Origin of the sequence: Brenneria izbisi (assembly GCF_025840185.1) — a bacterium.
Lineage (GTDB): Bacteria > Pseudomonadota > Gammaproteobacteria > Enterobacterales > Enterobacteriaceae > Brenneria > Brenneria izbisi.
This window is the reverse complement of sequence record NZ_JAMPJU010000001.1, coordinates 1-13,779: the sequence shown is the minus strand read 5'-3', so window position 1 is coordinate 13,779 and position 13,779 is coordinate 1. Positions and strand designations below refer to the sequence as shown.

Here is a 13,779-nt window from a genome sequence, read left to right as displayed (position 1 = left end):
CAAATTCGTTTACTTCTGGTGGTTTATTTGGTTGTTCATTTCATCGGCGATGGACTGACGCACATCCTGAGGGATCTTCAGCGATGTTGCCAGCGCATCCAGATAGCTTTTCTCCATGAAATGATCAACATCGATCACCGCGCTGCTGAGGAAATACACTTCCAGCGCTTCTTCCTCATTTTTCACGTCCCTGGCCAACAATTCAGGATCCAACGGCTGCGCGATAGCTTCCTGCACCCATTGCTGCGCCTCTTGGCCCAGTTGCAGTTGCTGGATATTTTCATCAATACGCTGTTTCTCGATATCGTCAATGTGACCATCGCTCTTGGCGGCAAAGACTAATGCCTGAATCAGACGACGCGCCCGCACATTTTCGGGCGATGCCTGTACGCCAAATTGCGGATCATCCTGATGCGTGTCGCGCACACGCTTCTTATACTGATTCCACAGCACAACGCCTGCCGCGGCGCTGCCGCCGATAATCAACGCATTTTTTCCCAACGACCCCATCATTTTCCGGGCCGATTTGTTCGACAGCAGAACGCCTGCCAACCCACCAAATGCGGCGGGTTTCAACATATCGCCCAAATTACCATTGCTGCGACCTTGAAGGCCGCCTTTCTTATTGCTACCGGAGTTCAATAAATTTTGAATCTGTTGCATCCAGTTGTTCATTTTTCTACCTCAGGAAATGGGGGGCCGATTTTATACCTGCCCCATAGTAATAGCCCTGAAGACATTTTTTGTCAGGTTGTGTATATCAATGAAAAGTATAAGCGCAAATCAGCAATCCAGTCGGCGCCGCATGACTAAAGGCGTCTTACCGGCGCTTCACCCGCGACATAATAAGCAACCTGACTACGGGGCAAAGGTTGACGACCACGAATTCGATCGGCAATCTTTTCCGCCATCATGATGGTCGTTGCATTCAGATTGCCAGTGATAATTTGCGGCATGATGGATGCATCAACCACCCGTAAGGCTTCGACGCCATGGACGCGGCCTTGTCCATCCACCACCGCCATCTCATCTTCTCCCATCTTGCACGAGCAGGATGGATGGAATGCTGTTTCGGCATGAGCACGAATGAACGCATCAAGCTCCTCATCGGTTTGCACGCTGTCGCCGGGACTGATTTCACGACCACGGTATTTATCCAATGCAGGTTGCGACATGATTTCGCGCGTGATGCGGATCGCATCGCGGAACTCTCGCCAGTCCTGCTCAGTCGACATATAATTGAATAAAATACTCGGGTGATCATGCGCATGTCTGGATTTCACCCGAATGCGCCCGCGACTCGGAGAACGCATCGATCCAACATGCGCCTGAAAGCCATGTTCTTTTACTGCATTGCTGCCGTTGTAATTAATGGCGACTGGTAGAAAATGATATTGAATGTTTGGCCAGGCGAACGCTTCGCTGCTACGAATAAAGCCCCCCGCCTCAAACTGGTTACTGGCGCCAATCCCCGTTCCTTTGAACAACCACTCAGCACCAATCATCGGCTGGTTGAACCACTGGAGCGCCGGATAAAGCGATACCGGTTCTTTACAGGCGTATTGCAGATACATCTCCAAATGATCTTGCAGATTCTCACCCACGCCTGGTAAATCATGCACGACAGGAATAGCCAATCTGTTCAGCCATTCCGCCGGCCCAACGCCCGAACGTTGCAGGATTTGTGGTGACGCGATAGCTCCCGCACACAGTAATACTTCACGGCGCGCGTGCGCTGTCTGAATATCAGTGCTATTACCTTTAAAGTAATTGACGCCCACAGCCCGTTTACCTTCAAAGATAATGATATCGGTTAGCGCATGTGTCACAATCGTCAGATTCTGACGATCACGCGCCTGATCAAGATAGCCTCTCGCGGTACTCGCTCGACGCCCATTGGGTGTGACAGTGCGATCCATCGGGCCAAATCCTTCCTGCTGGTAGCCATTGAGATCATCGGTTTGCGGGTAACCCGCCTGAACCCCCGCCTCCACCATCGCGTGAAACAGTTCATTATTGCCGGTTTTTGGCGTGGTGACGCTGACAGGCCCTTCTTCGCCATGATACTCATTCGCGCCAATATCACGCGTTTCTGCTTTACGGAAATAAGGCAGGCAATCCAGATAACTCCAGTCGGCCAAACCAGGCATCGTCGCCCAGTTGTCGAAATCCATCGCATTGCCCCGGATATAACACATGCCGTTAATCAGCGATGATCCGCCCAATCCTTTTCCGCGGCCGCACTCCATACGGCGATTATTCATATGCGGTTCGGGATCGGTTTCATAGGCCCAGTTATAACGGCGGCCCTGTAGCGGGTAAGCCAGCGCCGCCGGCATCTGTGTACGAAAATCCAGCCGGTAATCAGGCCCGCCTGCCTCAAGCAGCAATACGGTGACATCGCGATCTTCCGTTAAACGGGTCGCCAGTACGTTACCCGCCGAGCCCGCCCCGATAATAATGTAATCATATTCCATTGGCTCTCCTCTTCTACGCTTAAAATACCGAGCTAAATTCACCCAGTTCAATCTGTATTGATTTGATTTGCGTATAGTGTTCCAACGTTGTGACGCCATTTTCACGCCCGACACCGGAATGTTTGTAACCGCCCACAGGCATTTCAGCCGGTGACTCGCCCCATGTATTAATCCAGCAGATGCCGGCTTGTAGTTGATGGATGCTCCGATGAGCACGATTCAGATCGCGGGTCACTATCCCCGCCGCCAGACCATATTCGGACGCATTGGCCCGGCGAATAGCCTCTTCTTCATCGCCATAGCTCAAAATACTCATGACAGGGCCGAAGATTTCCTCGCGGACGATCTGCATATCATCCTGACAATCGGTAAACACGGTGGGTGCGACATACGCGCCTTGCGCATAGGCGGGTTCGCTAAGAGCGTATCCACCGGTAAGCACCCGCGCGCCCGCGCGCTTGCCTGCCTCGATATAACGTAGGACGGATTCCCGATGGGTAAAGCTGACCAACGGACCAAAATTCACGGCGTTATCGGTTGGATCGCCAATCCGCATACGCTGCACGCGCGCCAGGATTTTTTGTTCGAATGACGCTTTTAACGCATGAGGGATAAACACTCGCGTACCGTTGGTGCATACCTGTCCCGAACTGAAAAAGTTCGCCATCATTGCGATATCCGCTGCTTTATCCAGATCGGCATCATCAAAAATAATCAGCGGTGATTTGCCGCCAAGCTCCATCGTCACCTCTTTCAGCGTCGAGCCTGCCGCATCCGCCATCACGCGTTTTCCGCTGGCAACGCCGCCGGTGAATGAAACTTTGGCAATACCGGGATGGGTAGTCAGCGCCTGTCCGACGGATTTTCCCGTTCCGGTCAGTACGTTGAAGACACCATCCGGCAACCCGGCCTGCGTATATATTTCCGCCAGCTTCAACGCCGTCAGCGAGGTGACTTCACTTGGCTTGAATATCATGGCGTTGCCCGCCGCCAGCGCCGGCGCCGATTTCCACAGCGCTATCTGGATGGGATAATTCCATGCGCCAATGCCAGCCACTACGCCCAGAGGTTCTCGACGAGTATAGACAAATGCGTTTTCACGCAGCGGGATCTGCTGGCCTTCGAGCATGGGGATTAATCCAGCGTAATACTCCAGCACGTCCGCGCCGGTCACGATATCGACAGCACGGGTTTCTGACAGCGGCTTGCCCGTATCATGCGTTTCAATCAATGCCAGTTCATCATTACGTTCGCGCAAAATAGCTACCGCACGCATCAAAATGCGTGAACGCGCCATTGCCGTCATCGCGCCCCAGACTTTTTGCCCTGCGGTAGCCGCGGTGACCGCCCGATCCACATCTTCGCTTGTCGCTGCCTGAATCTGAGCGATAACGTCGCCATTGGCGGGATTTATTGCATCCAATCGATCATTGCCGGTGCTATCGACATAGGCCCCATTAATATAGAGCCGCTGTAAACCATAATGTGACATAACTACTCCCGTCTGATTGCGGTCCTGGCCGCCAGGTTCAAGCGCCAGCCAGTTGTTGTTCGATGTATTGATAAGTAATGTGCAATGCCTCATCCCGGTTGAATTTCTCCCCACTGAGCGCGCTACGTAACCATAGTCCATCAATCAACCCAGCCAAGCCTTTGGCTGCTATACGCGCCCTCTCCCGCGCCATGCAACGGCCAAATTCGACGCACAAGTTGGAATACAGTCGCCGACTGTTCACCTGTTGCAAACGATAAAGCATCGGGGAATGCATACTGCACGCCCAAAACGCCAACCAGGTTTTCATGGCCGCGCTGTTGATTTGGCTGTCATCAAAATTACCTGCGGCAATGGCCCGTAAACGTTCGCACGGCGTGTGCTGCTCAAGTGCCTGCATTCTCCGTTTGACCGCCAAACCCAGGTGATTAATCAGATAGCGCATAGTGGCTTCCAGCAGGCCGTTCTTGTCACGGAAATAATGGCTGATGATGCCGTTCGATACGCCAGCGCGACGGGCTATCTGCGCGATGGACGCATCATGCATCCCGACTTCATTGATCGTGGACAGCGTCGCCTCAATAAGTTGTCTTCGTCGGATAGGCTGCATTCCAATTTTAGGCATGGCACGACTCCTGGATTTTTGTGTCGCAAATCATCATCAGAGGCTATTTTTTATGATCCATCGCCATTCATTAAACTTATTTTTGATTGAACGTTCAATTAAAAATGAATATATTTTATTGTCAAAACGTTAAATGTTTGTATTACTTATAGTCGAAAGCATTTGATTTGCAGGTGATAAATCTCATTTAAAGTCAAAATTTGAATTTTTATTCTGCCGTCATTTTCACAGGTAAGCGTACTCAGCGGATGTCCTGCGCAAGCTATCTTGATATGCGCTAAGCACGCTTTGCTGAAGAAATTGACTGGAGGTTCGTAAAGCGTAACGCAGGGGATAACCATGCCAGCATCCGATATCACGACCAAATCCACTCAGGATCGCCTTAATCCTGTCGTGTTCTATACATCAGCGGGGTTAATCCTTACTTTCTCGCTGATGACCATTTTTTTTAACGACATCGCCAATATATGGATTACTCGCACCCTCAACTGGGTATCCGCCACATTCGGGTGGTACTATCTGCTGGCCGCTACGCTCTATATCGTCTTTGTGATTTTTATTGCGTCATCCCGTTTTGGTACGATCAAACTTGGGCCGGAACAGTCCAAACCCGAATTTAGTCTGTTAAGCTGGGCCGCCATGTTGTTCGCGGCGGGGATCGGCATTGACCTGATGTTTTTTTCCGTCGCCGAGCCCATTACCCAGTACATGATGCCGCCAGAAGGACAGGGACAAACGCTGGAAGCTGCTCGACAGGCGATGGTATGGACGCTATTTCACTACGGACTGACCGGTTGGTCGATGTATGCGCTGATGGGCATCGCGCTGGGTTACTTCAGCTATCGCTATAATCTACCACTGACAATCCGCTCGGCGCTCTACCCCATTTTTGGTAAACGCATTAACGGCCCGATCGGACACAGCGTGGATATCGCAGCCGTACTCGGCACCATTTTCGGTATCGCCACCACCCTGGGCATTGGCGTGGTACAGCTTAATTATGGTTTAAAGGTACTATTCCAGATCCCGGAAAACCTCACGGTACAGGCGTCGTTGATCCTACTTTCGGTTATCATGGCGACGGTCTCCGTTACCTCCGGGGTCAACCGCGGCATTCGTTTCCTATCGGAATTGAATGTGCTTCTCGCGTTGGGATTAATACTTTTTCTGCTGTTCTGGGGTGATACCGCGTTTTTGCTCAATGCGCTGGTGCTGAACGTGGGTGACTATATCAACCGATTCACCGGAATGACGTTGAATAGTTTTGCGTTTGATCGTCCAACGGAATGGATGAATAGCTGGACGCTGTTTTTCTGGGCCTGGTGGGTCGCCTGGGCGCCGTTCGTCGGCCTGTTTCTGGCGCGTATTTCACGTGGCCGCACCATTCGACAATTCGTTGTCGGCACCCTGATTATCCCGTTTGTGTTCACCCTGTTGTGGTTGTCCATTTTTGGCAACAGCGCGCTGTATCAGGTCATTCATGGCAATCTCGATTTTGCCAACGAGGTGATTCAATATCCAGAACGCGGATTCTATAGTCTGCTGGCGCAGTATCCCGCTTTTAGCCTGAGCGCTTCCGTCGCTACCATTACCGGGCTATTGTTTTATGTTACGTCGGCAGATTCCGGTTCGCTGGTGTTGGGCAACTTTACTTCTCGTTTGGCCGACATTAATAATGATGCACCAAACTGGCTGCGTATTTTCTGGTCTGTCGCTATCGGTCTGCTGACGCTGGCCATGCTGATGACCAATGGCGTGTCCGCGTTACAGAACACCACCGTGATTATGGGGTTACCTTTCAGCTTCGTTATTTTCTTCATCATGGCGGGTTTATATAAATCGCTGCGGGTAGAAGATTATCGCAAAGCCAGCGCCTTGCAATCCTTCGCACCGATGCCTATATCGGGCGATGATCGCCTGAACTGGAAACAACGAATTTCACGCGTGATGAATTTTCCCGGTACGACCTATACCCAGAAAATGCTGGATAATGTCTGTGCCCCCGCCATGCAGGATGTTGCTCATGAATTGACGTTGCGCGGCGCCCATGTGCAGGTTAACGAACTTCCTCCGGTTGAAGACGAACGGCTTAACCATCTTGAACTTCTGGTCGATTTAGGCGATGAGCAGAACTTTCTGTATCAAATCTGGCCTCAACGCTATAGCATCCCGGCGTTCACCTATCGGGCACGCTCTGGAAAATCACATTACTATCGTCTGGAAACGTTCTTGCTGGAAGGAAGTCAAGGGAATGATTTGATGGACTACAGCAAGGAGCAGGTTATTAATGACATTCTGGATCAGTACGAACGTCACCTGAACTTCCTGCATATCAACCGGGAATCGCCCGGCAACACCCTGACGTTCCCCGACGCCTGACCCTTGCTGATATGGCGCTGTGATACAGCGCCATAAATACAATATTATCAATTAATTACTTCGAACGTTTTCCTTCTTTTTTATTCTCGCTGACAGCAATTTCATCGCATTCTACGCGTCACGACTCATTCTTTGACGTGACGGTTTGCGCTTTATTTTTGAAACGGTATACTGATTAAATTAAATTGAAATACAGTTTTAAAAAATGTACTTGTCCGTCATAAAAAAGGAACGAACATGAAAATTGCATTGATTAACGAGAACAGTCAAGCCGCTAAAAACGCGATTATTGCCGCAGCACTGAGCAAAGCCGTTGAACCTCTGGGCCACACTGTATACAACTACGGTCAATACACGGTAGAAGACGCCGCACAGCTTACCTACATTCAGAACGGCATTCTGGCCGCCATCCTGCTCAATGCCGGCGCCGCTGATTTCGTGGTAACTGGTTGTGGTACTGGTCAGGGCGCAATGTTGGCCTGTAATGCATTCCCTGGCGTACTTTGCGGGCTGGCTGTTGACCCTTCTGATGCTTACCTGTTCTCCCAGATCAACAACGGCAACGCGATATCTCTGCCGTATGCCAAAGGTTTCGGCTGGGGCGCGGAATTGAATCTGGAAAACTTGTTCACCCAGTTGTTCAAAGAAGAAGGCGGTAAAGGCTACCCCAGCGATCGCGTTGCGCCGCAACAGCGCAACAAAAAGATTCTTGATGCCGTGAAAGCCGTCGCCTTTAACGATTTGATTACTATCCTGAAAAATTTGGATCAGGATCTGGTAAAAGGCACCATCGCAGGCCCTAAATTTCAGGAATATTTCTTCGCAAACAGCAAGGATGAAGTCCTGACCCGCTTCATCAAAAGTCTGTTGGCTTAACTAAGCTCACTTAGCATGCAAAAAGTCACAAACAAGAGCGCTTGTGACTTTTTTATTGCCTTCTTCCCTGTGTTTTCATGGTGACTTTTCCTGCTTTCTGATTATTGCCCTCTCGTCAACGTTCAATGCTTAACCAGATGTTCCAAAACAGATAAATACTACTTGACCGAAGTAGAGCGACTCCCTATAGTAGCGCCCCGTTGCCGTCTACACGGCAACAATCCGGTGAGGTGTCCGAGAGGCTGAAGGAGCACGCCTGGAAAGTGTGTATACGTGAAAACGTATCGAGGGTTCGAATCCCTCCCTCACCGCCATATAGATAAAAAAACGCCCTTGACGCAAGTCAGGGGCGTTTTTTTGTTATCCCGCCGGCGCGGGGATCCCGCTAGTGGTTAATCATAGGCATTAAGCGTCCGCTGACACAGTTCAGAGCGAACACAATCCTGCTTACCAAAAGAGACGATACCGATTAAATCATCTTCGGCAAACCGCTCAAGGGCGTCGCGTAACCCGGATTTAACCCCTGAGGGCAAATCACATTGTGTGACATCGCCATTCACAATTACCGTCACATTCTCTCCCAAACGCGTCAGGAACATTTTCATTTGGTTCACCGTCACGTTTTGCGCTTCATCCAGAATAACCACCGCATTCTCAAAAGTCCGCCCGCGCATATAGGCAAACGGCGCAATCTCTACTTTGGCTATTTCCGGTCGTAAACAATACTGCATGAATGATGCCCCCAATCTCCGCAACAATACGTCATATACCGGGCGGAAATAAGGGGCGAATTTTTCGGCAATATCGCCCGGTAAAAAACCGAGATCCTCATCAGCCTGTAATACCGGTCTTGTTACAATAATACGTTCAACCTCTTTATGAATGAGTGCTTCCGCAGCCTTAGCCGCACTCAGAAACGTTTTGCCACACCCTGCTTCTCCTGTGGCGAAAATCAACTGTTTATTCTCTATTGCAGACAAGTAATGCTCCTGGGCTGTTGTACGGGCTTCAATCACAGACGTGTCGCGGTTCTCCCGCGCCATACCTATTGATTCAATCCCACCCATATGAACCAGAGAAGTGACCGACTCTTCCTCACGTTGACGGTGACTACGTGATTCACGACGTATAACGCGTTTCGCTTCACGACGAGCTTTGATCACTGCTTTTTGTCTTCCCATAGCGGCACCTTACAGTTTGTTTCACTTACCGCGCTGCCGAACAGCGCGTGACGCTTCACTCACAAACGAGGTTGGCTTCCTTATTAAGCCGATAAAGAACCAGTGTGGATTAATAAAATAGATTACGTTCCCCATCGCGCCAAACGAAAACACGCTGAAGGGTAGAACCGATGAGAAACGTTCGGACAGAAAAGAAAGGTTGGAAAAGGGAGAGAACGATAAGAAACACAGAGCAGGAAATAAGTGGGAAAGAAACCCCTCGCATCGGCGAGTCAGAAGACCAGAATGTTGGTTTCGACTATTTAGTCCCGATAAGGACATTACCATTCGCGTTCCTCACTGTGACAACGACTATTCCGATGAATAATGATTGACCGTATTAAGAACCACTGTTAATCATCAACCAGAAATTAGAACCAAATGATTTCAGTAGTATGACAGTGCAATAGTTTGCCTCTACTTTGCAAGCTTTTTTACACTGTCATAACATTTACGTATAGTCGGCACGCGACAATTTCACAACATGCATTATCGAAAAACGCATAAATCTGATCAGTAATGTTTCTGCCAGGCCAAATACTGATCATATTTTCTCAATGCGCTGCGATAAATGTTTTGTTCAAGATCGGGAAAAAAATCACAAATACACTGTTGTACATTGTCTTTGGCGAACGTATCGATTGGATATTTTTTAACCACTAACAACTCGTCTAAACGGCGCAGGCGAATGACATATTCACGCATCGTGCTATGTCTAACTTCCGTTTGCTCAATAAGGTATTGGGTGAAGGCTCGAATATTGAAATAGCTAGTCTGCGTATTGCATAATATTTCGCTACAAAAGCGACAGAGGGGTATTAGCTCCTGTTGTAAATCTGCCCAGACTTCGTTATCAATTAGCCGATCAATACTGCCAATAGATTTTTTATTAATCAATTGATTACGTAAAACCAATGAAACGCGGTCGAGTTCTTTATTACAGTGAGAGCAATGTGTTTGTTTATGTTTGAAATCTTTCAGATAACGGCTGAGAAGCTGTTTCTTCCGAATTGATTGAGGCATGAATCCATTCCATGAAAATATATTGTATAACAATATTCCTACGCAGCTAAATTAAACATCATTCATTAATTTTACGCGCAGGCGCTTTATCGCCTGGCTATGCAACTGACTCACGCGTGACTCCCCTACTTCCAAAACCGCACCGATCTCTTTCAAGTTCAGTTCTTCCTGGTAGTAAAGCGTCAGCACCAACTTTTCGCGTTCAGGCAGGTTTTCTATCGCATCCATAACCCGATGACGCAAATTACCTTCCATCAGTTGGTGCAACGGATTGGCATCTTCATTGCCTTCCAGCAGGGCTTCCGCGCTATCGCCGTGTTCTTCACGCCATTCATCATAAGAAAAGAGTTGGCTATTGTTCGTATCCAACAAAATCTGACGATATTCTTCTAACGTGATATCCAAAGACTGCGCCACTTCCTGCTCGGTGGGCGTTCTGCCAAGCTGCTGTTCAGCCCGTTGCATCGCCTGTGCCACTTCCCGCGCATTACGCCGCACGCTCCGTGGAGCCCAGTCGCGACTACGCAATTCATCCAACATTGAGCCACGAATTCGTTGCACCGCATACGTCGTAAACGCCGTACCCTGTAACGAATCATAACGCTCAACGGCGCTGAGTAAGCCGATACCGCCAGCCTGAAGTAAATCATCCAACTCAACGCTCGCGGGGAGACGAACCTGTAAACGCAATGCCTCATGGCGCACTAACGGAACATAGCGCTTCCAAAGGGAGTTCTTATCCATTGTGCCTTCGGCGGTATACAGATCGCTCACAGTGACAAATACCTACGATAATAATGTTATCGACACTATTATGCTTTTGCGTAGAGTTACCAATTGCATGAATAGGGACGTAAAAGAGGGGTTATTTAGGATACGGGAAGCCTGTCAGATTTAAAAGACAGTATCCATTTTCTCATCCAATTTGTCATGAGGTTGCCACGCGCCGCTTGTCTATGGCGATGCCTTAGGCTCAAAGCGGCGTGGTTAAAAGTGTGGCAGTGTCGCGCAGAAAATTACTCTTTTACCGAGGATATCACTGTCCGCATATCATCATCGGACAGGTCCGTCATCTGCTGTACCTGTTGCGGCGTCATCCCGTTTTTCAGTAACTGACGGGCAATGCGTAACGCACTGGCTTTCATGCCCTGTTCTAAGCCTTGCTCCAACCCTTCAGCCAGCCACTTTTCTTTTCCGTGTCGCACGCCTTTCTCAAATAACTCCTGTGCAATCGTTGCCATTTGCTCCCCTCCCGGATACGTTTCCAGCGTTTCAATAAACGATGATAAATCGGCTGTCTGCCCTGCTTGCATGATATAAAACATCAACGCCCGCTGTTGCGTCAAGGGCAATGACCACAATTCCATCAACATCCCAATATACCGCGCCAATTCCAACATATCACGCGTGCGAATATGCTTTTGCACCAGTTCCAGCAGCGCTACCCGGCGATGGGTTTTGATCTCTTCATCCGGGATCACGGTTAAATCCACTAAGGGGAACCCAGTGGTATACAGTTGTCGCGCCAGCGCCGGATCGCTGAAACTTTCCAGCCAGTTCAGGCTGTAAGGATACGGAAGACGCTCGCCATGATAAAACAGCAGCGGCACCACCAGCGGCAGGGTTCCGTTTCCCTGTGAAAGATGTTGCTGCATCGCCGCCAGCGCATAACGCAACAACCGAAACGCCATCAGTTTATCCGGTTTGCTCTGATGCTCAATTACGCAATAAATATAGCCTTTCCCCTGTGTGGTATGCAGCGAATAAAGCATATCCGATACACGGGAACGCAGTTTTTCATCCACAAATGAAGCGGATTCCCGTTTCAGCGTATTGAAATCACAGTGCGCCTGAATATCCGACGGCAGATGGATGGAGAGAAAATCCCGTGCGATAGCAATATGCCGAGGAATTGTTTGAAGATCGCATCGTGCGATTGCATGGCCCGCTTCCCTGTGATGATAGTCGCCAGATACCTTAGCGGATTGGCAATATCAGGAAAGCGGTAGGATGAAAAGTGTGGAAGCGTCTCGCAGAAAATTATATGTGTTACTGAAAGTCCATTGCTGATGATTTATCTTTATTAATCTCAACCGGCGAATACCAAACAAAGAAGAGACTATTCATATCCTCGGCATTTAAAATAAAGTAATTCTCATTATAATATTTTATCATCGCTGCAATAACGCCGACACTGTCTCCGGCACCTGATTTTCCTGCACCAGCACCTAATTTGTATACTAAGGACAAATAACAATCACTTATAAAAAAGCAGCGATTTTGGTTAAGAGGAAATACAGAACATTTCAAATCAAGAATAGCATTCTTGCCAGAATTTACGATATGATAGATGAATTAAAGCTTGGGGGGATTAGCTTGCTAATAGTATAGTACGTAGCAGCTTATGCATAGACTGCTTCTCCAACGTCACCCTAATGTATGGTTATGCCCGATATGCAAAATCCTAAAAAAACCGTCAACGCACCTTTAATGATATCCGTCTGTATGATCGTTAAAGATGAAGCGCAGCATCTGGAGAATTCTCTCCGCTCCCTTGCGCAATATTTCGATGACATTGTTGTTGTTGATACCGGTTCAATCGACGACTCGAAGGAAATCGCCAGCCGTTTCACTAATAAAATTTATGATTTTCAATGGATAGCCGATTTCTCCGCAGCAAGAAATTACTCCCTGCAATTTGCAAAATATGATTGGGTGTTGGTTGTTGATGCAGATGAAGTACTCGATAAGATAGATAACGCTATGCTTTCAGAACAAATCAGCAGCTATCCAACTAACATAGGTACGATAGAGATCGTTAGCATCACCAACGATGAAAGTACAAGTGAAAAAGATTTTATCAAAGAACGCATCAGTCGCCTTTTTGATAAATCTCACTATGAATTCGTTGGTATTATTCACGAACAGATATGTAAAAAAACCGACGAAGTACCCGATGGGCGTTTTGACGCACCACTCTCATTTATACACAGCGGTTACATAAAAGATATAATAGAGAGTAAAAATAAGATTAGCCGAAATATTACGTTACTTCAACGGGCCATAGATGAATCAAAAGATGATCCTTATCTTTATTACCAGTTAGGGAAAAGTTACTATTTAGACAAGAATTATGCATTGGCAGAAAAAAGCTTTGAGACATCTCTTCACTTACAGAAAGATCGCTATCATGACTATAATGAAGTGCTAATAGAGTGTTATGGCTATTGTCTGATTAACACAGCACAATATGAAAAAGCGTTAGAAATTTTAAAATATGAAGACTTTTGCACTTCTACTGATTTCATATTCTTAAAGGCATTAATACTTATGAACAATGCTGACTTCCAGAATGCCATAGATACGTTTCAATTATGTACAAGAATGGAATCGGGTCGTAAAAAAGGAGTTAATACCTACAAGGCTAATTATAATATAGCAGTAATACTCGAGTGTTTTGGCATGAAGCCTGAGGCATTAGAGTATTATCAGAAATGCGGAAATTATAAACTTGCGCTTGAGGGAATAAATCGTGTTCGATAATATCACTCAACTATCAGTGATGGCATCATTTTAAGTATCATGGCGAAAATACAAGCTCAGACTTGAGGAGCCTGTCCGTAATTCTGTGTAACTGCCATCGTATTAAAGGTGAGCGCTCAGGCGGTCACCGAACTCAATAATAAA

At 47.9% G+C, this 13,779-nt stretch carries 11 protein-coding genes, 1 tRNA gene and 1 pseudogene; 4 read left to right on the top strand and 9 right to left on the bottom strand.

Annotated features, from left to right (window positions below):
* Positions 1-9 precede the first annotated feature (9 nt).
* The 4 genes from NC856_RS00065 to betI all read right to left on the bottom strand — a co-directional run bounded on the left by NC856_RS00065 (position 10) and on the right by betI (position 4,594).
* Complete coding sequence (locus NC856_RS00065) at positions 10-675, bottom strand: tellurite resistance TerB family protein (RefSeq protein ID WP_264088365.1); 666 nt, start codon at positions 673-675, stop codon at positions 10-12.
* Between the two features lie 134 nt (positions 676-809).
* Positions 810-2,477 carry a choline dehydrogenase gene (gene betA / locus NC856_RS00060; protein WP_264088364.1) on the bottom strand — a complete coding sequence of 556 codons (1,668 nt, stop codon included), beginning with the start codon at positions 2,475-2,477 and terminating at the stop codon, positions 810-812.
* 19 nt (positions 2,478-2,496) lie between these two features.
* Positions 2,497-3,969: a betaine-aldehyde dehydrogenase gene (gene betB, locus NC856_RS00055; protein WP_264088363.1), complete on the bottom strand. Its 1,473-nt coding sequence runs from the start codon at positions 3,967-3,969 to the stop codon at positions 2,497-2,499.
* A gap of 37 nt (positions 3,970-4,006) precedes the next feature.
* Positions 4,007-4,594 (bottom strand): transcriptional regulator BetI, encoded by a 588-nt coding sequence (betI, locus tag NC856_RS00050; protein ID WP_264088362.1) that lies wholly within the window; start codon positions 4,592-4,594, stop codon positions 4,007-4,009.
* Between the two features lie 339 nt (positions 4,595-4,933).
* On the opposite strand from betI, the gene NC856_RS00045 reads away from it, so the two are divergent.
* The 3 genes from NC856_RS00045 (at position 4,934) to NC856_RS00035 (ending at position 8,163) form a co-directional block, all read left to right on the top strand.
* Positions 4,934-6,973 (top strand): choline transporter, encoded by a 2,040-nt coding sequence (locus NC856_RS00045; protein ID WP_264088361.1) that lies wholly within the window; start codon positions 4,934-4,936, stop codon positions 6,971-6,973.
* Between the two features lie 237 nt (positions 6,974-7,210).
* Positions 7,211-7,849 carry an RpiB/LacA/LacB family sugar-phosphate isomerase gene (locus tag NC856_RS00040; RefSeq protein ID WP_264088360.1) on the top strand — a complete coding sequence of 213 codons (639 nt, stop codon included), beginning with the start codon at positions 7,211-7,213 and terminating at the stop codon, positions 7,847-7,849.
* A gap of 224 nt (positions 7,850-8,073) precedes the next feature.
* A tRNA-Ser gene (locus tag NC856_RS00035) sits at positions 8,074-8,163 on the top strand.
* A 78-nt stretch (positions 8,164-8,241) separates the two neighbouring features.
* On the opposite strand, the gene phoH is transcribed toward NC856_RS00035, so the two are convergent.
* The 5 genes and pseudogenes from phoH to NC856_RS00010 form a co-directional block, all read right to left on the bottom strand.
* Positions 8,242-9,030, bottom strand: coding sequence for a phosphate starvation-inducible protein PhoH (phoH, locus tag NC856_RS00030; protein WP_264088359.1), 789 nt, complete (start codon positions 9,028-9,030; stop codon positions 8,242-8,244).
* A 552-nt stretch (positions 9,031-9,582) separates the two neighbouring features.
* Positions 9,583-10,092, bottom strand: coding sequence for a flagella biosynthesis regulatory protein FliZ (fliZ, locus tag NC856_RS00025; protein ID WP_264088358.1), 510 nt, complete (start codon positions 10,090-10,092; stop codon positions 9,583-9,585).
* A 51-nt stretch (positions 10,093-10,143) separates the two neighbouring features.
* A complete protein-coding gene (locus NC856_RS00020; RefSeq protein WP_264088356.1) occupies positions 10,144-10,866 on the bottom strand; it encodes an RNA polymerase sigma factor FliA in 723 nt (240 codons plus the stop codon).
* A gap of 242 nt (positions 10,867-11,108) precedes the next feature.
* A pseudogene (locus NC856_RS00015) lies at positions 11,109-12,034 on the bottom strand (Rpn family recombination-promoting nuclease/putative transposase).
* A 107-nt stretch (positions 12,035-12,141) separates the two neighbouring features.
* On the bottom strand, positions 12,142-12,342 hold the full coding sequence (locus NC856_RS00010; protein WP_264088355.1) for a hypothetical protein: 201 nt from the start codon (positions 12,340-12,342) through the stop codon (positions 12,142-12,144).
* 204 nt (positions 12,343-12,546) lie between these two features.
* Between NC856_RS00010 and NC856_RS00005 the strand changes: the two genes are divergently transcribed.
* A complete protein-coding gene (locus tag NC856_RS00005; protein WP_264088354.1) occupies positions 12,547-13,635 on the top strand; it encodes a glycosyltransferase in 1,089 nt (362 codons plus the stop codon).
* Positions 13,636-13,779: the final 144 nt, after the last annotated feature.